Source organism: Kitasatospora sp. NPDC029367 (genome assembly GCF_055569135.1).
Genome location: NZ_JBVHYH010000048.1, coordinates 16,265 through 37,674, shown reverse-complemented (window position 1 = coordinate 37,674; position 21,410 = coordinate 16,265). Strand labels below are relative to the sequence as shown.

The 21,410-nt window shown below is 72.8% G+C and carries 20 protein-coding genes; 5 read left to right on the top strand and 15 right to left on the bottom strand.

Annotated elements, in window-relative coordinates:
- Window positions 1-72: 72 nt before the first annotated feature.
- The 4 genes from ACZ4W5_RS24335 to ACZ4W5_RS24320 all read right to left on the bottom strand — a co-directional run bounded on the left by ACZ4W5_RS24335 (window position 73) and on the right by ACZ4W5_RS24320 (window position 4,788).
- Window positions 73-480 (bottom strand): GntR family transcriptional regulator, encoded by a 408-nt coding sequence (locus ACZ4W5_RS24335; protein WP_360242232.1) that lies wholly within the window; start codon window positions 478-480, stop codon window positions 73-75.
- 116 nt (window positions 481-596) lie between these two features.
- The gene (locus tag ACZ4W5_RS24330) at window positions 597-1,523 is read right to left on the bottom strand and encodes a phosphotransferase family protein (RefSeq protein ID WP_465656846.1); all 927 of its coding nucleotides are present in this window, start codon (window positions 1,521-1,523) and stop codon (window positions 597-599) included.
- A 254-nt stretch (window positions 1,524-1,777) separates the two neighbouring features.
- Window positions 1,778-2,374 (bottom strand): hypothetical protein, encoded by a 597-nt coding sequence (locus ACZ4W5_RS24325; protein ID WP_465656844.1) that lies wholly within the window; start codon window positions 2,372-2,374, stop codon window positions 1,778-1,780.
- Between the two features lie 809 nt (window positions 2,375-3,183).
- Window positions 3,184-4,788 (bottom strand): DUF2079 domain-containing protein, encoded by a 1,605-nt coding sequence (locus tag ACZ4W5_RS24320; RefSeq protein WP_465656843.1) that lies wholly within the window; start codon window positions 4,786-4,788, stop codon window positions 3,184-3,186.
- A 293-nt stretch (window positions 4,789-5,081) separates the two neighbouring features.
- Here ACZ4W5_RS24320 and ACZ4W5_RS24315 point away from each other — a divergent pair, with 293 nt between their 5' ends.
- Window positions 5,082-5,513, top strand: coding sequence for a hypothetical protein (locus ACZ4W5_RS24315; protein ID WP_465656841.1), 432 nt, complete (start codon window positions 5,082-5,084; stop codon window positions 5,511-5,513).
- Between the two features lie 394 nt (window positions 5,514-5,907).
- On the opposite strand, the gene ACZ4W5_RS24310 is transcribed toward ACZ4W5_RS24315, so the two are convergent.
- The gene (locus tag ACZ4W5_RS24310; RefSeq protein ID WP_465656839.1) at window positions 5,908-6,774 is read right to left on the bottom strand and encodes an AraC family transcriptional regulator; all 867 of its coding nucleotides are present in this window, start codon (window positions 6,772-6,774) and stop codon (window positions 5,908-5,910) included.
- Window positions 6,775-6,878: 104 nt separating this feature from the next.
- Between ACZ4W5_RS24310 and ACZ4W5_RS24305 the strand changes: the two genes are divergently transcribed.
- A complete protein-coding gene (locus ACZ4W5_RS24305; RefSeq protein ID WP_465656838.1) occupies window positions 6,879-7,667 on the top strand; it encodes an alpha/beta fold hydrolase in 789 nt (262 codons plus the stop codon).
- 13 nt (window positions 7,668-7,680) lie between these two features.
- Here ACZ4W5_RS24305 and ACZ4W5_RS24300 read toward each other — a convergent pair whose 3' ends face one another.
- The 3 genes from ACZ4W5_RS24300 to ACZ4W5_RS24290 all read right to left on the bottom strand — a co-directional run bounded on the left by ACZ4W5_RS24300 (window position 7,681) and on the right by ACZ4W5_RS24290 (window position 10,039).
- Window positions 7,681-8,127, bottom strand: coding sequence for a nitroreductase family deazaflavin-dependent oxidoreductase (locus tag ACZ4W5_RS24300; RefSeq protein WP_465656836.1), 447 nt, complete (start codon window positions 8,125-8,127; stop codon window positions 7,681-7,683).
- An 86-nt stretch (window positions 8,128-8,213) separates the two neighbouring features.
- Window positions 8,214-9,185 (bottom strand): hypothetical protein, encoded by a 972-nt coding sequence (locus tag ACZ4W5_RS24295; RefSeq protein ID WP_465656834.1) that lies wholly within the window; start codon window positions 9,183-9,185, stop codon window positions 8,214-8,216.
- Between the two features lie 164 nt (window positions 9,186-9,349).
- Window positions 9,350-10,039 (bottom strand): TetR/AcrR family transcriptional regulator, encoded by a 690-nt coding sequence (locus tag ACZ4W5_RS24290; RefSeq protein ID WP_465656833.1) that lies wholly within the window; start codon window positions 10,037-10,039, stop codon window positions 9,350-9,352.
- 127 nt (window positions 10,040-10,166) lie between these two features.
- Here ACZ4W5_RS24290 and ACZ4W5_RS24285 point away from each other — a divergent pair, with 127 nt between their 5' ends.
- On the top strand, window positions 10,167-11,633 hold the full coding sequence (locus ACZ4W5_RS24285; RefSeq protein WP_465656831.1) for an MDR family MFS transporter: 1,467 nt from the start codon (window positions 10,167-10,169) through the stop codon (window positions 11,631-11,633).
- Between the two features lie 51 nt (window positions 11,634-11,684).
- A complete protein-coding gene (mca, locus tag ACZ4W5_RS24280; RefSeq protein ID WP_465656830.1) occupies window positions 11,685-12,614 on the top strand; it encodes a mycothiol conjugate amidase Mca in 930 nt (309 codons plus the stop codon).
- A 120-nt stretch (window positions 12,615-12,734) separates the two neighbouring features.
- Here the strand turns inward: mca and ACZ4W5_RS24275 are convergent, their stop codons facing one another.
- The 4 genes from ACZ4W5_RS24275 to ACZ4W5_RS24260 all read right to left on the bottom strand — a co-directional run bounded on the left by ACZ4W5_RS24275 (window position 12,735) and on the right by ACZ4W5_RS24260 (window position 16,097).
- The gene (locus ACZ4W5_RS24275; protein WP_360242196.1) at window positions 12,735-13,733 is read right to left on the bottom strand and encodes a YdcF family protein; all 999 of its coding nucleotides are present in this window, start codon (window positions 13,731-13,733) and stop codon (window positions 12,735-12,737) included.
- A 35-nt stretch (window positions 13,734-13,768) separates the two neighbouring features.
- Window positions 13,769-14,731: a prolyl aminopeptidase gene (gene pip, locus ACZ4W5_RS24270; protein ID WP_465656828.1), complete on the bottom strand. Its 963-nt coding sequence runs from the start codon at window positions 14,729-14,731 to the stop codon at window positions 13,769-13,771.
- 133 nt (window positions 14,732-14,864) lie between these two features.
- Complete coding sequence (locus tag ACZ4W5_RS24265) at window positions 14,865-15,326, bottom strand: hypothetical protein (RefSeq protein WP_465656827.1); 462 nt, start codon at window positions 15,324-15,326, stop codon at window positions 14,865-14,867.
- 72 nt (window positions 15,327-15,398) lie between these two features.
- Complete coding sequence (locus tag ACZ4W5_RS24260) at window positions 15,399-16,097, bottom strand: TetR/AcrR family transcriptional regulator (RefSeq protein ID WP_402476632.1); 699 nt, start codon at window positions 16,095-16,097, stop codon at window positions 15,399-15,401.
- Window positions 16,098-16,222: 125 nt separating this feature from the next.
- Here ACZ4W5_RS24260 and ACZ4W5_RS24255 point away from each other — a divergent pair, with 125 nt between their 5' ends.
- Window positions 16,223-17,785 carry an MFS transporter gene (locus tag ACZ4W5_RS24255; RefSeq protein ID WP_465656825.1) on the top strand — a complete coding sequence of 521 codons (1,563 nt, stop codon included), beginning with the start codon at window positions 16,223-16,225 and terminating at the stop codon, window positions 17,783-17,785.
- Between the two features lie 116 nt (window positions 17,786-17,901).
- On the opposite strand, the gene ACZ4W5_RS24250 is transcribed toward ACZ4W5_RS24255, so the two are convergent.
- The 3 genes from ACZ4W5_RS24250 to ACZ4W5_RS24240 form a co-directional block, all read right to left on the bottom strand.
- Window positions 17,902-18,810: a lysophospholipid acyltransferase family protein gene (locus ACZ4W5_RS24250; protein ID WP_465656824.1), complete on the bottom strand. Its 909-nt coding sequence runs from the start codon at window positions 18,808-18,810 to the stop codon at window positions 17,902-17,904.
- Entirely contained in the window at window positions 18,807-19,643 is an 837-nt protein-coding gene (locus ACZ4W5_RS24245; RefSeq protein WP_465656823.1) for a GNAT family N-acetyltransferase, read from the bottom strand. Before ACZ4W5_RS24245 ends, ACZ4W5_RS24250 begins: the two co-directional genes overlap by 4 nt.
- 314 nt (window positions 19,644-19,957) lie before the next feature.
- Window positions 19,958-21,352 (bottom strand): serine hydrolase domain-containing protein, encoded by a 1,395-nt coding sequence (locus ACZ4W5_RS24240; protein ID WP_465656821.1) that lies wholly within the window; start codon window positions 21,350-21,352, stop codon window positions 19,958-19,960.
- Between the last annotated feature and the right edge of the window lie 58 nt (window positions 21,353-21,410).

Sequence of the window (21,410 nt, the reverse complement as noted above, 5' to 3'; positions counted from 1 at the left end):
GCGTACGGCTGTGGTGTGTCTGTCTGTCTGTCTGTCTGTTCGGTACGACACCGGCCCCCGTTCCGGCGTGCGTCAGCTCGGTGGCGTCGGCGGAACCCCGGCGTCGAAGCGCTGCTCCAGCACGGAGGCCATCAGCGCGGCGATGTCCTCGCGTTCCAGCCCGGCCTCGCGGGCCCGGTCCACCCAGCCGACCAGGTCCGCGCGCAGCGGTCCGTCGGCCGCCGCCTCCGGCCGGGCGAGCGAACGCCGGACGAAGGTGCCGAGCCCCGGGCGGGGCTCGACCAGTCCCTCGCGTTCGAGTTCGCGGTAGGCCTTGAGCACCGTGTTGGGGTTGATGGCGGTCAGTTCGACCACCTCGCGGGCGGTCGGCAGCTTGTCCCCGGGCTCCAGCATCCCGAGCCGCAGGGCCTGTTTGGTCTGCTGCACGATCTGCTGGTACGTGGAGACCCCGCTGCGCCGATCGATGCGGTACTCGATCACACCCGTTGCGGCCTTTCACTAGTTCAATAGTGGAATGGTGGACCAGGGCGGCCCGCGGGTCAAGCCGGGACGGGGCCGCGTTCGCGGGCGGAAGTCGGGCCCCGGACCGCCGGTGCTCAGCCCAACGCGTCCATCAGGCCGGTGACGTAGGCATCCAGTCGCTCCTCCACGGCTTGCGTCGTCAGCTCCGCCCTCCCGGCGTCCCGCCAGGCCCGCGCCACCACCTGCACTTCCTCCGAGCAGGCGAGCGGGTCCCGCACCTGCCAGTACAGTCGCTCGCCCGCGGCCGCGGCCAGCACCCCGCCGGCCTCCTCGTACGCCTCGGCGAACCGCTGCCCCCAGGCCGGGCCGTGCAGCAGCGCGAGATTGGTGGAGCAGTGCGCCACATCCAGGTCCGCCGGGCCCCAGGAGGAGGCGGCCCAGTCGACGACGCCGGTGATCCGCGCACCCGCCGACTTCGCGGGCGGCACGTCGAACAGCACATTGCCGGGCTGGAAGTCCCGGTGCAGGAACCGGCCTTCGTAGCGCGGCGCGGGCCTGCGGATCACGTCGATCGCCGCGGCCCATGCCGCCGTGTCGGCGTCCTTCGGGACCACCACGGTGTCGGCGGTCGTCAACGCCTCGTACTCCCGGGGCCGTTCGGCGGGGCGCACGGCGTGGATCGCCACGAGTTGCCGGGCCAGCAGCGGGACGCGCGTCTCCAGTCCCTCGTCATCGAGGACCGTCCGGCCCGCCAGATGTGTCATGAGGAGCGAGGGGTACTCGCAGTGGGCGGCGGTCGGATCTACCGCGACCAGTCCAGGAGCCGTCACATCGGTCCCCGCCAGCAGCGCCAGGGCGTCGGCCTCCCGGTTCAGCCACTCCTCGGCGCGCTCCACGGAGGACGGGTCGACGAACGACCGCAGCACCAGGTCACGGGTGCCTCCGTCCCGGGTGCCGATGGTCAGCCTCCGCACATCGGCTGTGATGCCGCCGTGCAGCGCCTCGGTGCCGACGATCCGTTCGCCGGTTGACAGGTGTCGGTGGACCCAGGCCAGTGTCAACGGTCCTACGGGCACTGCTCCATGACGGTCGATCACCGTGCCACCTCATCATCCGGACGGCAGCACGCGCAAAGGCTTTCAGTGGCGTGATCAGTGCCTTGCCAGGCACCCCGGGGACGCCGTTCCTCGCGGTGGTCAGGGGTGTTCGGCGTAGGACTGCGCGAGGCCGGTGGGCCCCGAGATCACTCGGGGCCCACCGGTACTTCGTACCCGGGTGGCCGCGTGCGGAGCCACCCGGGGCGGCCTCCTTGCGGTCAGCCCGCTCCTACCGTGAGCCGGAGTTGGAGCCGACACCCTCCGGGACGGTCGTCGGTGTCGATGCCGATCGTCACCGGGCCACGGTCGGTTTCGGCCCATCTGCGCCCGGTGTTGTGGCACTGGGCCGGGTCCCCGTCCGGGTCGTACTGGATGTCGAGGGCGACGTACGTCTGCTTGATCTGCGGCACGGCGAAGGTGAGGTTGCAGCCGCCCGGACGACTGTCGGTGTCGATCCGGACGGCGGGACCGAAGGTTCGGGCATCCTTGCTGATCGGCATCCTGAACGTGCCCTGGTTGCCGCACTGTGCCGGGTCCCCGCCGGGGGTGGAGCGGAGCTCGTAGGTGAGAGACACGCCCTCCAGGTCGCCGTCGGGGTCGTAGACGCCGAACGCCAGCTGGCAGCCGCCCGGACGACTGTCGGTATCGAAACGGATGGCGTCGGTCCAGGTTCTCTCCTCGGCCCATTGATCACCGGTCCTTCCGCCGCACTGGCCGGGAACACCATCGGGGTTGAACCGGATTCCGAGCTCCGGAGGATGGAACAGCCGGATCTGCGCGTGCGCCGGCACAGGCGCAACCGTCGCCGCGACCACCCCGAGTACTGCCAGCCCGCGCGCGATTCTCCTCATGGCACCGATTCCCTCTCGTTCGGAGACTTCCTCACTGGAAATCCCAGAGTGGCACGGGCGTGAACACGCCAATCGGAAGTTCCGGCCGACATGCCCTTGCGCCATCCGAAAGAGCCAACCGCTCTGTGAGACACGCACGACGCGGGCACCACAGCGGCGATCAGCACCTACCGAGGACCGCGCCGGAACGGTCTGAGGCACCTACCGACGCTGGACCCAACCGCGGCCGTACAGGTCGCCGGAGCTGATCCACAGCTGGACCCGGGGGAACCGGAGTTGAGGTCGGCCCGGATCAGCTCGTTGCCCGACGCGGCGACCTGCGCCTGCCGCATGCGCTGCTGCCAGTCGTGACCGGCGGCTTGCCGCAGGCCGGTGGTGAAGGCCGGGTAGTCCCGCCGCATCGCGTCACCGGCCCCGTCGAGGTCGAGTCGGACGTGCTTCACCGTGCGGAACGGCACGTCGGCGCTCGCCGTGCCGACGCGGCCGGCGGCGTGCGACGGGGCGCGACGACGGGCATGGTGAACACCGGCCCGGGCAGGGGAGCGCGACCCCCGTGGGGCCGGGGCGCTGCCCGGCCCCTCACTGCCCTGCGGACGCCGACGCCCCGGCATCAGTCATCCGACTGTCGTTCGCCGGTGCGGGCGCACGGCCGGTGACCTGGGCCGCAACCGGCCCTGCTCGCGCCGACGCCCGCACCCGCCCCGCCAGTCCTGACCTGCCCTGCCCCGCCGGTCCTGACCTGCCCGTCTCGCCCTCGCCACCGGTGTGGCCGCTCAGGGGTGTTCGAGGAGCAGCAAGCCGTCCTGGTCGATCAGTCGGTGGTAGCCCCGGCTCTGGTAGGCGGCCAGCATGCGGGCGGTGGCGGCGGTGGCGCACGGGGACTGCACGCTCGGATCGCGCAGGTCGACGACCACCCAGTCCGGGCCGGGGCCGACCGGTTCCTGGCACACCAGGGTGACCTCCGCCCGGCCGGTGAGCTGGGCGGCCAGCCGGTTGGAGGCGGCGACAGTGGTGTCGTCGGGTATCAGGCGGAGCATCGCCCGGGTCTCGGTGAGCCGGGGCGAGGTGCGCCAGGCCTCGGGCATCACCACCTCATGCAGCGGGTAGAGCGGCAGCGTCACGACCGTCACCAGGGCGGTCACGGCGAGGGCGCGCCGGACCCGGCGGGGGGTGGCGGGTGTCGGGCCCGTGGCGGTCTCTCCGGAGGTGGAGGTGGAGGTGACGGTGGCCTGGTCGCGGGTGTGGCGGACGGCGTCGACCAGGGCGGCGAATACGATCGGCATCAGCACCGCGCTGTAGTGGTAACTGACGCCCCAGTAGTGCGGGTTGGTCGAGAGCAGCCGCCAGCCCAGGGTGGGTGCGCAGAGCAGGACGAGCGGTGAGCGCAGGCCGAGGAAGCCGGTGGTGGCGGCCAGCAGGAACAGCAGCAGCCACTTGATCGGCGGCCAGCCGAGGCGGAGCGGGAGCGTCCAGAGCGGGGCCCGCCCGCCGCCGGTGTCCAACTGCTGCCAGTAGTCGAAGCCCCCGTTGGGGTTGAACGCGGGCAGGATGACCAGCAGGGTGAGCGCGGTCGCGGCGACACCGGTGACGGCGAGGGCGAGCCCGGGCAGCAGAGTGCGTCGGTCCTGTCGGGCCTGGTGGGCGATCAGCAGGCCGACGGCGGCGACCGTCAACCCCAGGTCCTCCTTCACCAGCAGCAGCGGCAGTGACCAGAGCGCGGCGGCGAGCGGTCGGCGCCGGCCGAGCGCCGTGGCGGCGAACGCGAGCAGCGGGACGGCGAACGCGATCTCGTGGAAGTCGTCCGCCGCGGCCCGGACGATCCCCCAGGAAGCCCCGGTCGCGCAGCCGACCAGCAGGGCCGCCCGCGGCCCGGCCACCTGGTGCGCCCAGCGGGTGAGCGGGACGACGGCCAGTGCCATCAGCAGGGCCTGGGCGACGACCAGGGTGAGCGGGCTCGGGAACGCGCGGTAGGCGGGGGCGAGGAGCGCGAGCAGCGGGTGGAAGTGATCACCCAGGAGGTTGTAGCCGGGCGCCTTGAGCGGCACGATCGGCGCCCGGCCGTCGGCGTACGCCCGGACGGCCTGCTCGAATATCCCCAGGTCGTAGGCCTTGGTGAGGCCTCGCCGGTGGCGGTTGACGCCGACGCAGGTGTAGAGCGCGGCAAAGCCGGTGGCCAGACCCCAGGCCAGGACGGCGGGTCGGCGGGGGAGCGGGACGGTGCGCAGGAGGCGGCGGATAGGGAGTCGTCGGTGGCGCGGGCGGGGCGCTCGGTCGAGTGGGGCGAGAAGGGCGGATCGGGCGACTGGGCGGTGTGGGCTTTGCGGGCCCTGTGGGCCCTGTGGGCTCGGTGAGTCGAGCGGGGTGAAGGCCACGGGCATCGGGAAAGTACCCTTTCACTATTCGATTAGTGGAAGGGTGGTGGAAGGGCACGCAGGCGTCAACTCCCGGTCCGGCGGCGCCGGCCGGGCCTTTGCGCTGCCCGGAGGTGGTGGAACGACCGTACGGGCGCTGCCAGTTGGGGCGATCGGGCGGGCAGGGCGACTGTTACATGACAGTGACGTTCCGCACACAACCGGTGGCGCCGGGTGGGACGTCTTCCTTGGCGACAGCACCCGATCGCACCGACGGTGCTTCGGGTCGAACGACCACCTCCCCTGAAAGGGGTGCACCAGTGATCGTCTCCAAGCGGAACTCCATGCGCCTGGCCGCCGTCGTCACCCTCAGCGCGCTGCTCGCCGGAGCGGCGGGCACCGCCATGGCAGCCGGTTCGGCCGCGCAGGCCCTCCCCGTGGCCGCGACCGCGGTCGTCGCCTCCACCTCCGCTCCTGCGTCCGCCTCCATCACCGCCAAGCCGTCGGTCACCTCGGTGAATGCCTGGCAGCTGTTCCGGGTCACCGGCACCACCACCGGCCTCAAGACCGGCAGTACGGTGACCCTCCAGCAGAAGCAGCACGGCAAGTGGGTCACCCTGCCCGCCTCCGTGCAGACCAACCGCAACGGGGCCTACTCGCTCGGCGTCAAGCTCGGCATCAAGGGCCTGAACGAGCTGCGCATCATCAGCGGGAACGCCGCCTCGCCCGTGTTCACCGTGACCGTGCGCTGACCAGCGCTGCACAACCTGCCTATCCGGAGGGCGTGTTGACGGCCCGGACTTTCGGCTCCGGGTCGGTCGGTCCTGCGGTGGCAGGTGTGAGTGCGTGACGCGCGGGGCGGGGGCGGCCCGCCCGTACGGCGCGTGCCCGACGGCCCGTTGCGTGCAACCTTTCTGCATGGAACGGGCCGTCGCCATGCTTGTGCTGACTATCCATCAATCACTGGCGCTGCTGGCGTGATTGCGGGCGTCGTCCCGATTTGTCCGGGGTCGCGCGATCCGCAGGCTGGTCGAGGGCGCCTCGCGGGCTCGGCCGCGGCGCTGGTGCCGAAGAAGCTCAGGAGCATCGGACACCTCGGGCCCCGCCGCTGGCCTCGGTCCCGGCCCTGCCCCGCCCTGGCGCGGGTCAGTGGCCGGACCGGTAGCGGCCCGGGGTCGTGCCGACGAGGTCGGTGAACGCGGCGATGAAGCCGCTGGGGTTGGCCCAGCCACAGGCGTGGGCCGTGTGGGTGACGTCGTGGCCTTCGGCGAGGAGCACGAGCGCGTGGTGCACACGCAACTGCGTCCGCCACTCGTAGAAGGTCATGCTGAGTTCGTCGCGCAGCAGGCGGCTCAGGGTGCGGGCGCTGGCTCCGACCTGTCGGCCGAGCCCGGCCAGGGTGGTGGCGTCGGCGGGCCTCTCGGACAGGATCTGCTCGACCGCCCGCAGCCGGTCGTCGCGCGGGTGCGGCAGGTGGAGCGGTTCTTCGTCCGCCTCGCGCAGTTCCTCGACCAGGACCCGCAGCAGCCGCTGACGCGCGGCGCGTCCGTAACCGGGCACCGCTCCGCCCCCGCCCCCGCGCCCGGCGCCCGCGCTCCCGTCTCCGGCGTCCCCGCCCCCGGTGCCCGCGCCGCCGTGGCCGTCGTCGCGCGGGCCGGTCAGGGCGAGCAGGACCTCCCGTGCCAGGCCGGAGACGCAGAACACCGCCGGACGCCCCGGAACCAGCCTGGCCAGGGACGGCGGCAGGAAGACGATCCGCATGTCCGTGTCCCCGTGGGCGCGGTGGCGGTGGGCGAAGCCGGCCGGCGTCCAGGCGACCCGGTTGGCCGGGACGATCGACGTCGCGCTCTCGGTGTGCAGCACCAGCACACCGCTGGCCGCGTACACCAGGTGCCCGCGCGCGTGCACCCGTTCCTCGCTGCTGCCGCCGGAGGACCACAGGTGACGCCCGCCGGAGGGCCAGGTCAGGGACGTGGCGCCGGCTACCGGGCGGGCTTGGCGGGGAACGGGCATCGGTTGGCACTCTACCGGTAGCACGCCGTGACGCGCCCCGACGAGACTTCTGGTCGTGAGCGGTGGCCCCCGGTGCCACCGCCGAGCCGAGAAGGAGAAGTCCCATGGCGACATTCGTTCTGGTACCCGGTGGTTGGCACGGCTCCTGGGCGTTCGAGGGAGTGGTCCCGCTGCTGGAGCGGGCCGGTCACACCGTCCACGCCCTGACCCTGACCGGCCTGCACCCCCACGACGATCCCGCGGTGGTCGCCGCCGCCAACCTGGACACCCATGCCGCCGACGTGCTCCGCCTGTTGGAGCGGGCTTGTCCGGAGGAGGTGACGCTGGTCGGTCACAGCTACGGCGGAATGGTGATCACCGCGGCCGCCGACCGCGCCGGCGGCCGGGTCTCCCGTCTGGTGTACCTGGACGCCTGCGTGCCGCGCGACGGCGAGTCCTGCTGGTCCATCATGAACGAGGGCTACCGGCAGTCGTTCGTCGCCGGTGCCGCCGCCACCGGCTACGCCGTCCGGCCCCCGTGGCGGCCGGACGGCGACCCACGCCGCCGCCCGCACCCGCTCGCCGCTTTCCTTCAGACGGTCCACCTGACGGGCACCCACGCCGCCGTCCCCCGGCGCGAGTTCGTCTACTGCTCGGCGTGGGAGGACCGCACGCCCTTCGCGGCGCAGCGCAGCCGACTGCTCGCCGACCCGGGCTGGACCGTCCACGACCTGCCGACCGGCCACAACGCGATGCGCGAGGCCCCGAGGGCGGTCGCCGCGCTTCTGCTCGACGGCGCGGACGCACCCGCCGGGCCGGCCGGGCCCGTCGGGCCGCACGCACCCGCCGGGCAGGCGGGGCCCGGCGAAGGCGCGGTCTTGACCCAGTCCCGGATGGCGCGTGCTGGCGCTTGACGCGCCCGGCGACCTAGCTCCGCAGGGGTTCGAGCACGAAGACGGGGATCTCGCGGTCGGTCTTCTCCTGGTACTCGGCGTACGGCGGGTACGCGGCGACCGCGCGCTCCCACCACTCGGCCTTCTCGTCCCCCGTGACCTCGCGGGCCGTCATGTCCTGCCGTACGGGGCCGTCCTGGAGCTCCACGTGCGGGTCCGAGGTGACGTTGAAGTACCACACCGGGTGGTGCGGGGAGCCGCCCTTCGAGGCCACAGCCGCGTACCGGCCCTCGTGCTCCACGCGCATCAACGGGGTCTTGCGGATCTTGCCGCTCTTCGCGCCGCGCGTCGTGAGGATGATGACGGGCAGGCCCGTGTCCCGGAGCGTCGTCCCCTGCGTGCCGCCCGAACTCTCGTACAACTCGACCTGATCGCGCACCCACTGTGCCGTGCTCGGCTCGTACTCGCCCTCAAGAGGCATCGCCTTCACCCCATCGTCACGTCGCGAATTGTGGCCGGGGAAGCATATCGGGTGCCGCCCGGCCGGTGGCCGCACTCGTGCGGGTGTCATGCCTTGGGTCGCTGCAGCCAGTCCGCTTCGACGGTCCAGAACATCTGGCGGGCACCGAGGTAGTCGTGTGCGAAGTCCGTGAACCGTTCGCGGGTGTACGGCTTACCGGTCTTCGGGTCCTTGGCGTTGATGTCGGGTTCCTGGACGGCCATCGCGACGAGGGGAATTGAATTCCGGTATTGGTGGAGGAACTTGTAGGAGTTCTCCATCTGGTACGGCCGGTCCGGCAGGGTGTCCGGCCCTCCGATGCCGATCTTCTTCTCCCTGGCGACGTCGAACATCTCCTTCATGCGCTTGTGGTCGTCGTCGTCCGGAAGGAAGTTGACGTACTGGATGAACTGCGTCCTGGTGAAGACCTTCCTGCCGTAGCGCATGTTGTCGATCTCGGCATCGATGTAGGACGCCGAGGTGTACCCGGTCCGGTCCTTCTCGGTGTCCACTTCGACCGCGGTCTCCGGCAGGTTCACCCCCGCGAGCCTGCCGTCGAACTTCTCCGCCATCGCCTTGAGCATGGCCTGGAAGTCCGCTCGGACCTGCGTGTTCCACTGGGCGGCCATCGCCCCGTGGGTGGTCGGGTTGTCGGGGTTCTCGTCGACCGTCGGCGTGACCCCGCCCTCGTCCTTCACGTACTGGGGAAGGTTGGCGTCTCCCACGGCCACGTCGAAGAACCGGTCCTGAACCTGGACGAACAACTTCTTGTGGCGTTCCTGGAGGTACTCCAGCGCGCTCTCCAGTCGTGACCACTTGTACTCTCCCTTCTTTCCCTCCAGGGCCTTCCAGGGGGCCACCACCTGGACGCCGCCGATGTCCGCACGGTCGATCATCGCCTTGACCCTCGGGTCCGCGCCGGAGGTCGCGTCCTCGAAGGCGCCGAGCGACATGTAGAGGTTGTCCGTCACCTTGCCGGGGCCGTGGGCTGCGGCGGCCTTGCCGGGGGCGGCCGCCCCGACGGTGGCCGTCAAGGTCACGGCCGTGAGGGCAACGGCTCCGAATGCACTGCGTGGCGTCATCATGGGCGAGACGCTAGGTGGACGATCTAAGGGAAGGATAAGAGCGTCCGTCACCCCCGTTGCCAGTGCTCACCGCTGTCGGATCCGACGAGCCGTCACGGCCCGGGCCGTCCTCTCCCGCCTCACCCCCGTTCCTCCGGAGCGCTCCCGTCCGCCCGGCCCTCCGGCTCCTCGCGGACGGCGTACGAGCCGAGGGTGCCCTCCAGTCGGTCGAAGGCCCGGACGGCCGAGGGGCGGACGGCGGCGGCGATGGTGGCGTGGTCGTCGCCGGCCAGCGTGCGGCGGAAGACCTCGGCGAGCACGGACCGGTCGACGGCGGCGAGCAGGGCGGCGGCGACCCGGCTCTCGAAATCGACGGGTATCGCGTGTACGGCCTCGGCGAGCGCCTCGGCGAGTGCGGTCTCGCTCAGTTCGTGTAGTTCGCGCAGTCGTGCGCCGAGGGCGGGGCTCTCGGCGACGGTCCGGGCGAAGTCCGGTCCGGAGAAGCCGAGTCGGGGGTCGTGGCGGTCGAGTCCGGCCAGGCAGTCGCGGCGCAGGGCGGCGAGGGCGGACTCGCCGGGGGCGCGCTCGGCCACGGTCCGGGCGAGCCGGCCGGCGAGTTCCTCGTGCAGGTCGAAGAAGAGGTCCTCCTTGCGCGGGAAGTGGTTGGTGACGGTCATCTTGGCGACCCCGGCCGCGGTCGCGACCTCGGCGATGGTCGTGCGGTCGAAGCCGCGCTCGATGAAGAGCCTGGTCGCGGCGTGCGAGATCGCCTCGCGGGTGCGGCGCTTGTTGAGCTCGCGGAGGTTCGGTGCGGTCCCGGTGTCGGTCATGGCGCGAGCCTAGCGCAGTTCGCTGGGTCGGTCACAGTAATTATGCTTGACCTAATCAGTGGGCTCGTCCTAAGTTCTTCCTCGGCGGCCGGAGCGGCTGTCGGTGGAACGAGCCTGGGGAGGGCGCATGAACGTCTCGGTCGCGAGGAAGGGCAGGCCGGGGGAGGCCCGGTCGACGAGGCCGGAGCCGTTGCCGCCGGGCCTGATGAGGATGGGGGCGGTGCTCGCGCTGGGCCCGGTCCTGGCACTGCTGGACACCACGATCGTGAACGTCGGCATCGATGCCGTCACCCGTGAGCTGCACAGCTCGGTGGCGGCGGTGCAGTGGGTGGTGACGGGCTACCTACTGGCGATATCGCTGACCATGCCGCTCTCGGGCTGGGCCGCCGGCCGGTTCGGGGCCCGCCGGGCCTGGCTGGCCTCGGTGGTGCTGTTCGTGCTGGGGTCCGCGCTGTGCGGCCTGGCCTGGTCGACGGGGAGCCTGATCGCCTTCCGGGTGCTGCAGGGCGTCGGCGGCGGGATGATCCAGCCGCTGGGGCAGGTGATCATGGTGCAGGCGGCCGGACCGTCCCGGCTCGGCCGGGTGATGGGCACGCTGCTGCTTCCGATCAGCCTCGCTCCCGTCCTGGGGCCGATCCTCGGCGGGCTGGTGCTGGAGTACCTGGACTGGCGCTGGATGTTCCTGCTGAACGTGCCGGTCGGGCTGGTGACGGTGCTGCTGGCGGCCCGGTGGCTCCCGGCCGCGGAGCCGTCCGAACTCCCGGCGCCCAGGCTGGACGTGACGGGCCTGGCGCTGCTGTCGCCCGGTCTGACCGCCCTGGTCTACGGGCTCGCCACGATCGGCGCGGCCGGTGAGGGCGGTGAGGGCAGCGCGACCGGCCGGGTTACGGTCGCGGCGGGGGCGGTGCTGCTGGTGGCCTACGGGTGGCACGCGTTGCGGGCCGGGCGCCGTGCCGGCCGGGCCCCGCTGATCGACCTGCGGCTGTTCGCCCGGCGGGGCTTCGCGGTGGCGACGGCGAACAGCTTCCTGCAAGGGGCCGTGCTGTACAGCTCGATGTTCCTGGTGCCGCTCTACTACCAGCAGCTGGAGCACACCGGGGCCGTCGCGGCCGGGCTGCTGCTGGCGCCCCAGGCGCTCGGCACGGCGGTCACCTCGCTGCTGTCCGGCCGAATAGCCGACCGGGTCGCGCCGCGCCCGCTGATCCTGCTCGGCATCGGCTGCTCGCTGCTCGGCACCCTAGCCTTCACCCAGCTGGGGCGTGGCTCCGGCCCGGCGGACTGGCTGGTCGTCGGCTCGCTGGTGCTGCGCGGGGTGGGCATGGGAGTCATCGTGATCCCCGGCATGGCGGCGGTGTACGGGAGCGTCGACAGGACCCAGGTGCCCGCTGCCGCCGGTGCGGTGAACGTGCTCAACCGGCTCGGCGGGGCGCTCGGTACGGCGGTGCTGACGTTGGTCCTCCAGCACGCACAGGCGGCGCGGCCGGATCGCCCCGCTGCGGCCTTCGGCACGACCTTCTGGTGGGTGCTGGCCCTGTCGGCACTCTCGATCGCGCCGGCCCTGCTCTACCCGGGCACCGCCCGCAGGGCGGCCTGACCGTAGATCATTCCGCAGTTCCCCTTCCGAACCCCGACCTTGGAGGTATCCGTGTTCACCAAGCACCCCGGTGGCCTGCGTCTGCTCACCGTGCACGCCCACCCCGACGACGAGTCCAGCAAGGGGGCGGCCACCCTCGCCCGGTACGCCGCGGAGGGCGTGGACGTCCTGGTCGCCACCTGCACCGGAGGCGAGCGCGGGTCGGTGCTCAATCCGGAGCTGGACCGCCCGGAGGTCCGCGCCGACCTCACCCGGATCCGGCGCGAGGAGATGGCGGCCGCGCGCGACATCCTCGGTGTGCGACAGCAGTTCCTCGGCTTCGTCGACTCCGGGATGCCGGGCCCGGACGAACCGCTGCCGGAGGGCTGCTTCGCCGCCCAGCCGGTGGAGGTAGCGGCGGCGCCGCTGGTCGAGCTGATCCGGGAGTTCCGTCCGCACGTCCTGATCACCTACGACGAGACCGGCGGGTACCCGCACCCGGACCACGTGATGACCCACAAGGTCGCCGTGGAGGCCTTCGAGGCCGCCGCCGACCCGAAGCGCCACCCGGAGGCCGGCGAACCCTGGCAGACGGCGAAGCTCTACTACCACCTGGCCCTCTCCCGGCCCTGGTTCCAGACGATGCACGACGCCATGACGGAGCGTGGGATCCCCTCGGCGATGGGTGAACTGCTCGCCGGGTGGCCCGATGCCCCGCCCGCCCTCGCGACCACCACCCGGATCGCGTGCGGCGAGCAGTTCGCCGTCCGGGACGCGGCGATGCTGGCGCACGCCACCCAGGTCCAGCCCGGGGTGGCCTTCATGGCCCACCCGCGGGACGTCGAACGCGAGGTCTGGCCGACCGAGGACTACCACCTGGCGCGCAGTTTCGTGGCCGGTGCCGAAGGTGCCGGCGGGGCGGGTGCGGTCGAGACCGATCTGTTCGCGGGGCTGCGGGCCGACCGGAATGCCGGGGAAGGAGGAGCACTGAGCAAGCCTTGAGCCGGGCGTTCGGGCGTTCGAAGAGGGCAGGTTGATGATGGCAACGACGGAGGCCCGGGCCAGGGGGCCCACCGGGCCAGGGGGCCCACCGGGCCAGGGGACCCACCGGTCAACTACCGCTCAGAGCGCGGCCAGCACCCCGCAGAGCGCAAGGAGTCCGCAGATGCCGAAGTTGACCAGCTTGTGCGAGAGGAAGATCGCCGCGAACTCGCGGATGGTCGCGCTCGGCCAGTAGTACCGGGCGGTGGGCGAGCCGAAGACGTGCCCGTTGACGCCGGTCCTGCGGGCGGTCAACGCGGCCCGGAAGGCGTGGAAGTTGTTGGTCACCACGACGCAGCGGTAGTCGGGCTTGGCCTGCTCCATGATGGCCCGGCTGAACAGCAGGTTCTCCTCGGTGGTGCGCGAGCGGTCCTCCCGCTCGATGTGCTCGGCGGGGAAGCCGCGTTCGACCAGGTAGTCGGCCATGGCGTGGGACTCCGGCAGCTTCTCGTCCGGGCCCTGGCCACCGGAGGTGATCAGCACCGGCGGGTTGCCGCGTGCGGCCTGGGCCTCGTACACCTCGCGGCCCCGGTTGAGCCGGCTGGCCAGCAGCGGCGGCACGCGTTCGCCGCCGATCAGCCCGGAACCGAGGACGACCACGAAGTCGACGTCCCGGCGCGGCCGGTGGCGTCCGTAGAGGAAGGCGTAACCGACGAAGCAGACGAAGAGGAAGGAGACGTAGCCGACCACCAGGACGGCGGTGCCGGCCAGGATGGCCAGCCGCGGTGAGTGGGTGACGATGGCGGCGGCCAGCAGCGCGATCACGGCGATGATGCCGAGCCCGGCCAGCAGGGACAGCAGGTTGGCCGGACGGGTGCCCTCCTTGCGGATCATCGTCACGCCGTTGGAGAGCAGGAACCAGACCAGGGCCACCGTTCCGACGGTGGGCAGCAGGATGATCGCCACGGCCGCGAGCTCCGCCACCAGTGTGGGTGCTCTGCGGAGTTCGGCGAGCAGGGCGAGCGAGAGGAGCGAGACGGCGATGCCGAGCAGCACGGCGTTGCTGAACTGGCGTCGGTCGCGCAGCACCCCTATTCCGAACAGGAGGAAGAACAGGGCGGCCGGAGCGTAGGCGAGCATGGTTCGTATCGTAGGGGGAGGGTTGGAGAGGTGGATCAGGCGAAGCGGTCGACCGCCGCGCGGAGGGCCTCGGCCATCTTGGGACTTCCGGTGTGCCCGGCCTCGTCGATCACCGTCAACTTCGCGTCCGGCCAGGCCTCGGCCAGGTGCCAGGCGGTGTCGAGAGGGCCACCGAGGTCGAGTCGTCCGTGGATCAGCTCGCCCGGGATCCCGGCCAGTCGGCCGGCGTCGCGCAGCAGTTGGTCGTCGGGGAGGAAGGCCCGGTGCGAGAAGTAGTGCGCCGTGATCCGGGTGAAGGCCATCAGGGCGTCGGAAGGGCGGTCCGAGTAGGCGTTCGGCTTGCCCAGCACCTCGTGCGAGATCACCGCGTCCTCCCAGGTGGCCCAGGCCTGGGCGGCAGCCCGACGGGTGCTCTCCTCCGGGCTGTTGAGCAGTCTGCTGTAGGCGGAGAGCAGGTCGAACACGTCGCCGTCCCGGTCGGCGGCGGGCAGGAAGTCGCGGAACTCCGCCCACGGGCCCGGCAGGAAGCGGCCGACACCCTGGTAGAGCCACTCGGTCTCGGCCGGGCGGGTCGTGGTCACCCCGCAGAGCACGATCGCGGAGACCCGCTCCGGGTGGGCCTGCGCGTACGCCAGGATCAGGGTGGAGCCCCAGGAGCCGCCGTACAGCAGCCACTTGTCGATGCCCAGGTGCTCGCGCAGCCGCTCCAGGTCGGCGACCAGGTGGGTGGTGGTGTTGTGCTCCAGCCCGGTCGACGGGTCGGCGGCGTGCGGCAGGCTGCGTCCGCAGCCGCGCTGGTCGTACTGGACGACGCGGTAGCGCTGCGGGTCGAAGTACCGTCGGCTGCCCGGGTTGTGGCCCGATCCGGGCCCGCCGTGCACCACCACGGCGGGCTTCCCGTCCGGGGCGCCGGAGGTGTTCCAGTGGATCCGCTGCCCGTCGCCGACGTCCAACAGACCCTGTGCGTAGGGTTCGTCGTGCTGGTACGGCTCGGACATCGGGGAACTCCTCCGTGGACGTTCGGGCGGGGCGCCGGGCGAGCCTACCCGTTGTCGGGCGGGGCGGAGTCCGATATTCAGAGTCGGGTGCTCAGGGTCCGGTACTCAGAGGACGGTGTTCGGAGCCCGGTGCTCAGAGGCCGATGTTCACTCCGAAGGCGCTGTCGAAGGAGGCGTAGCCGACGCAGAGGACCAGCCAGAGGCCGAGCGCGCCCACGATCCCGGCGGTGATCCGGCCGAGCCGGCTGCGTTGTTCCTTCGGCCTGCGCCGGTGGCGGATGCCGTGGACGAGTCCGAGCAGGCCCGCCGCGGCGAGTGCGTAGGCGGCGGCCGGGCTGGCCCGGTGGAGGGTCTGGGCGAGCAGGAACGTGCCCGCCAGTGAAGCCGTGGTGAGCGCGAGGAGCACCACGCCGCCGACGGCTTCGAGGATGAACTCGCCGAGGCAGCCGGCCGAGTGGCGGGCCAGGCCGGTGGTCAGTCCGGTGGCCAGTCCCACCTGGCCGCCGGGGACGGGGCTCGGGTCCCCGGGCTGGTGCCGGACCGGCTCCGCTCCTGGCACCGCCCCCGGCTCCTGTGCTGCCTGCTCCCCGGCCATGCCCCACCCCACTCCTTTGCCCATCCTTTGCCCGGTGGGTAGCGTAGCGGATCCTCGCTGCGGCGCCGCAGGTCAGCGGTGGTCCGGCGGCAGCAGGGCGGCCAGCCCGTCGAGGATGCGCTCGACGCAGAACTCGAAGCGGACGTCGTGGTTCGGCTCGGTGAGGTCGGCGGCGAGCGCGACCAGGTTGGGGAAGTCCTCGACGGGCAGTGCGCGGAAGCGCTCGCGGACCTCGGTGACGACCTCCAGCCGGCTGGCGCCCTCGGCCTCGGCGGCCGACAGCGGCGACTGCTCCTGGAGGACGAAGCCCTGGACGAAGGAGCTCAGCAGGTAGGTGGTCAGGGCGGCGTGGGCGTCGGAGAATCCGGCCTCGCGCAGGCGGTCCAGCTGGTCGTCCAGCAGGCCGAGCATGTGCGGTCCCGGTGCGAGGCGTCCGGCCATGACCTTGGCGGCGTCGCGGTTCTCGTGCAGCAGCCGACGGTAGTTCCAGCAGTATCCGCGCATCTGGACCCGCCAGCCGCCTTCGCGGGGCGGGGGCTCGGCCGAGGCGATGATCGCGTCGTTGAGCAGGTCGAGCAGCTCTTCCTTGTTGCGGACGTGCCAGTACAGCGACGCGGCCTTGACGCCGACCTCGGCGGCGACCTTGCGCATGGACAGCCCGGCCAGGCCGTCCCGCTCCAGCACGCGGAGCGCCGCCTGGGCGAGGCTCTCCCTGGTCAGGGCGGGTGGCGTGGTGTGGTGCGCCGGTGTGGCGCTGTCGTTCTCCGGCACGGCTGTGCGGACACCTCCGGGTGCGGCTGCGGAATCCCATTTGCAATCTAACACCGTTAGGGGCAGCCTGTGGCCATCGAAGCCGCCCCTAACGGCGTTAGGGGCTCAGTCGTGGGAGGGAATCCATGGAAGGAGCGAGCGCCCGCCGCAAGCGGCTCGCCCTGCTGACGCTCTGCGTGGCCATGTTCATGGCCATGTTGGACAACGTCGTCGTCAACGTCGCCCTGCCCCGCATCGGGCAGGACCTGGACGCCGGGATCAGCGGCCTCCAGTGGGTCGCCGAGGGCTACAGCCTGGTCTACGCCGCTCTGGTGCTGACCGGCGGTGCAGTGGGCGACCGCTACGGCCGCACCCGGATGTTCGTGCTGGGCCTGGGCCTGTTCACGGCGGGCTCCGCGGTGGCCGCGCTCGCCGGGACGATCGAGGTGCTGGTCGGCGGCCGGATGGTCCAGGGCGTGGGGGCCGCGCTGCTCACCCCGGGCAGCCTCACCCTGCTGGGCCATGTGTTCACCGACGAGCGCGAGCGCACCAGGGCCGTCGGCCTCTGGTCGGGGGTGTCCGCACTCGGCCTGTCGATCGGCCCGGTGATCGGCGGCCCCATGGTCGAACACCTCGGCTGGGCCAGCGTGTTCTGGATCAACGTGCCGATCGGCGTGGTCGGCGTGGTGCTCGCCGCCAAGGTCCTCCCGGGCATCCCGCCACGGGCCCGGCGGATCGACTTCGGGGGCTTCGCGCTCTCCGCGGCAGGCCTCGGGCTGCTGGTGTACGCCCTGATCGAGGGCCCGTCACGAGGCTGGACCGACTCGCTGGTGGTCGGCTGCGGCGCCGCCGCGCTCGCCCTGCTGGTCGCCTTCCTGCTGCTCGAACTGCGCCTGGCCGAGCCGATGCTGGAGCTGCGGCTGTTCCGGGACGGCGCGCTGAACGGGGCGCTGCTGAGCGGCTTCATGGTCAGCTTCGGGATGTTCGGGGCGCTGTTCTTCCTGCCGCTGATGATGCAGGGCGTGCTCGGCTGGTCCCCCTCCGGTGCGGCCTACGGCGGGCTGCCGATGACCGCCATGCTGGTGGTGGCGGGCCCGCTGTCCGGCCGGCTGGCGGCCCGGTACGGCCCCCGGCTGCCGATGGTGCTCGGGCTCGCGCTCTGCGCGGTCGGCCTCGGCGGGCTGTCGCTGTACGGCGACCGCGCCCACTACGTCGAGTACCTCTGGACGCTGTTCATGCTGGGCTTCGGGATGGGCCTGACCTTCACCCCGATCTCGATCGCGGTGCTCCGACGGGTCGCTCCGGCGCAGACCGGGATGGCCTCGGCGACCGTCAACACCCTGCGGGAACTCGGCGGCGTGCTCGGGATCGCGGTGCTCGGCGCCGTCCTGACCAACCGGATGACGGACGAGCTGACCTCGGCCCTGCACCGGCTCGGTGTCCCGGCCGGGGCGGTGGGGCCGGTCGCGGACGCGCCCACCGGTGCCGCGCACGGCGGTGGCGGCCCGGCCGGAGCGCTGCCCGCGCCGGTCCAGCAGGCCGTGGACGGCGCCTTCGTCGACGGCATCCACCTCGCGCTGCGCTGCGGATCGGCCGCACTGGCCGTCACCGCCGTGCTGGTCGCGGTGCTGCTGGGCCGGGCCCGCCCGATCGCCGGGGCCGCCCCGGGCGCAGCGCAGCCGGAGGAACTGGCCGGGGCGAACCGGTAGGCCCCGGTCGGCCGTTGCCCCTGGGCGGCCGTTGCCCTGGTCGAGCGGTGCCCCGGTCGGCCGGTGCCCCCGGTCGGGCGCTACCGGACAGCTCTGACGCCCGGGGTCCGGCCGGCTCAGCGGATCCCCTCCACCGCGGCCTGGGCCGCCCGGGCCAGCTCCCGCCGGGCCCCCGCCCGGGTGGGCTGCGGTCCGGGCGGCGGGATCGGCGGCAGGAAGGTGACCTCGGCGACCAGCCCGCGCACCGCGACCACCCGGGCGAGCGAGGTGAGCAGCCCGTCGTCGCCGATGAAGGCGGGCGCGCTGGTCGGCCGCCCGTCCGCGAGCCGGTAGCGGATCGTCACCGGCTGGACGAAGGCGCCCGCCTCCACCGCGGCCTGGAACAGTGCGGGCCGGAAGCGCCCGCTCTCCCGCCCGCACCAGGTCGACCCCTCCGGGAAGACGATCACCGGGTGTCCGGAGCGCAGCACCTCGGCCACCGCCGCCACGGTGTCCGGGAGCGTGCGCAGCCGGTCGCGGTCCAGGAACACGGTTCCTCCCCAGGCGACCAGGGGCCCGAGCACCGGCCACCGTCGGACCTCGGTCTTGGCCAGCGACCGCCCCGGGCGACCGGCCGCGAGCAGCGGGATGTCCAGCCAGGAGACGTGGTTGGCGACCACCAGCGCCCCGTCGGCGCCGACCGCCCGGCCGTCCCGGCTCCGGACGAAGCCGACCGCCCCGGTCCGCCCGTCCACCCCAGCAGCCCCGCCCGCCCCGGTCCGCCCGTTCGCCCCGGGGGTCCGGGCCGTGCCGAGGTGTACGGTCACCCCGAGGGAGCGCAGCACCACCCGCGCCCAGAGCCGGATCAGCCGGTCCCGGGCGCCGTACGGCAGCAGTCGCACCGGCGGGGTGAGCAGCACGCCGGCCGCCACCGCCACCAGGCAGGCGGTCAGCCGCAGCACCCGCCGGGGGTGCGAGACCTCCGGCGCGCGCTCACTGAGGCAGGTCTCCGGCCGGCAGGGCGCGGTCGGCAGCCAGACGCTCATGACGAGCTGCCCAGGGCGGCCGCTCCGGACAGGAAGTGCCGCAGGTAGCGCGGGTCGGTGCGCTCCAGCGACAGCAGGACGTACAGGTCCGCGCAGTTGAAGTCCGGGTCGTGGGCGGGCTCGCCGCAGACCCAGGCGCCGAGCCGCAGGTAGCCGCGGAGCAGGGCGGGCAGGGCGCCGCGCTCGGCGCGCGGCACGCCGGTGGCGTCCCAGCGGCGGTGCGGGGTGACCCGGTACTCCGCCGGGGCCAGGTGCTTGGCGCTGACGGTGTCCCAGACCCGGGCCGCCGTGGCACCGCCGTCCTCCAGGTCGATGGAGCAGCAGCCGCCGACCCAGGTGTTTCCGGTGTCGGCGAGGTAGCGGGCGATGCCGCCCCACATCAGGTTGATGACGGCACCGCTGCCCCGGTGCTCGGGGCTGATGCAGGAGCGGCCGAGCTCGACCAGGCCGGGCCGGACGGGCGCCAGCGCGGAGAGGTCGAACTCGCCGTCGGAGTACAGCCGTCCGGCCCGGCGGGCGGCTTCGGGACGGAGCAGCCGGTACGTGCCGACGACGGGCCCGTCCTGGCCCTCGCGGACCAGCAGGTGGTCGCAGTACTCGTCGAAGGGGTCGACGTCGAGTCCGGCGACGGGGCTGTGCAGGACGGCGCCGAGCTCGGCGGCGAAGACCTGGTGGCGCAGCCGCTGGGCGGCGCGCACGTCGTCCTCGTCGCGGGCGAGGGAGACGGTGTAGGCGGTCGGCGCCGGGGCCGGCCGGGTGCGGGGCGCGGGGACCGCCGGGGTGTCGTGGGTGGGGGCGACTGCGGACGGAGCGTACGTGGGGACGGTGGTCATGGCGGACCCTCCAGGGCAGCACGATCGGCGGTGCCGTGGATCGCCAGGGCACCGTTCCGGCCCGCAGGGGTCGTGCATCGGGCGCGGACCGGTCCCCGTATGTGTCTCCAAGCCGGTTGGCATTCACGTTGCGGGCCGGAGGAGCGCAGATGTGCACCTGTTGAATGGGGCCACCCGTGGCGGGCCTTGGCCTGTCGGTCATCTGCCGGGCACCGGGCGGTCGTTCGGCCGGGGTGGACAACGGGGGCGCGTACCTGATTCGTACGCGCCCCCGGAGAATGCCCCCAGAGTCGGCCCCCGGGTCGGCCCGAGGATCAGAAGCCCCGCCAGCCCGCCGGGTCGACGCCGCCCGGGACGGCGTCGGCCGGTCCGTACGGTTCGCGGGTGTAGACGAAGGAGCCGATGTCCAGGTGGCTGACCGTGCCGTCGGGGTGCCGGACCACCCGCAGGGTCTCGCCCGCGTAGTAGCGGTCGAGGCCCAGCCAGGTGCCGTCCGGCTGCGGCCGGAAGCGGGAGCCCCGGCCCGCGCCGGTCAGCGGGGTCAGTTCCAGGACGCCCTCGGCGCGCAGCCGCAGGGCGTTGGGCGCGGCGCCCCAGTACCAGGGCCCGGTGAGGGCGAGCAGCTCCTCGTCCACCTCGGGCAGCGGGCGCCAGGGTTCGGGCAGCCGGGGCTCGTGGGCGGCCGTGATGCCGATCAGTTCGGCGGCCAGCCGGCCGGTGCCGCTGCCGTTGGCGTTGGACAGCGCGAAGGCGGCCAGGCCGTCCTCGGCGCTGATCCACAGGCAGGCCGTGAAGCCGGGCATCGAGCCGGTGTGGCCGTACAGCACCCGGCCTTCGTGGCGGGACAGTTGCACGCCGAGGCCGTAGGCGGAGGTCCACTCGGCGTCCTCCGGGCCGACCTCGGGGCGGCGCATCTCGGCGAGGGTGTCGGCCTTGAGCACCTGGTCGTCGCCGGCCGCGAGGAAGGCCGCCCAGCGGGCCAGGTCGGCACCGGTGGACCAGAGTTGACCGGCCGGGGCCATCAGCCCGGTGTCGGTGGGGGGTTCGGGAAGCATGACGTCGGCCCACGGGTGGACGGCGAAGCCCCCGGCGTGCGGGTGCTCGGGCAGCAGGGTGGTGCGGTCCATGCCGAGCGGGGCCAGCACCTCGCGGCGCAGCGCCTCGCCCCAGGGCTCGCCGCGCAGCCGCTCGACCAGGGCGCCGAGCAGCGCGTAGCCGGGGTTGGAGTAGTGGTGGCGGCGCCCGGCCGGGTGCTTGAGCGGGCTCGACTCCTCCAGCAGGTCCCCGAGTCCGGGCCGCAGGGCGCCTTCGGTCCGCTCCCACCAGGGCCCGGGCGTCTCGGCGGCGAGCCCGCCGGAGTGGGCGAGCAGCTGGGCGACGGTGAGGTCGTCGGCCGGGGTGCCGGGCAGGTGGCGGCCGAGCGGGTCGGCGAGGTCGAGCAGGCCCTCGTCGCGCAGCCGCAGCACCAGCACCGCGGCGAAGGTCTTGCTGAGCGAGCCGATCCGGTACTGGACGTCCAGGTCCGGTGCGTGCCCCTCGATCATGCTGCGGGCGCCGGTCCACACCAGCCGGCCGTCCCGCACCACGCCCGCCACCATCGAGGGGGTGCGGCCCTCGGCCTGGGCGACGGCGGTGCGGTGCAGCAGGGCGCGGGCGGTCGTGGGCAGCAGTCGGTCGGGCAGGTCGGCGAAGTGATCACTGTTCGGCATGCCCGGACAGTAGCCCAGCCGACCCGTGGGCCCGACCGAATATCCGCTCAGCGCGGCA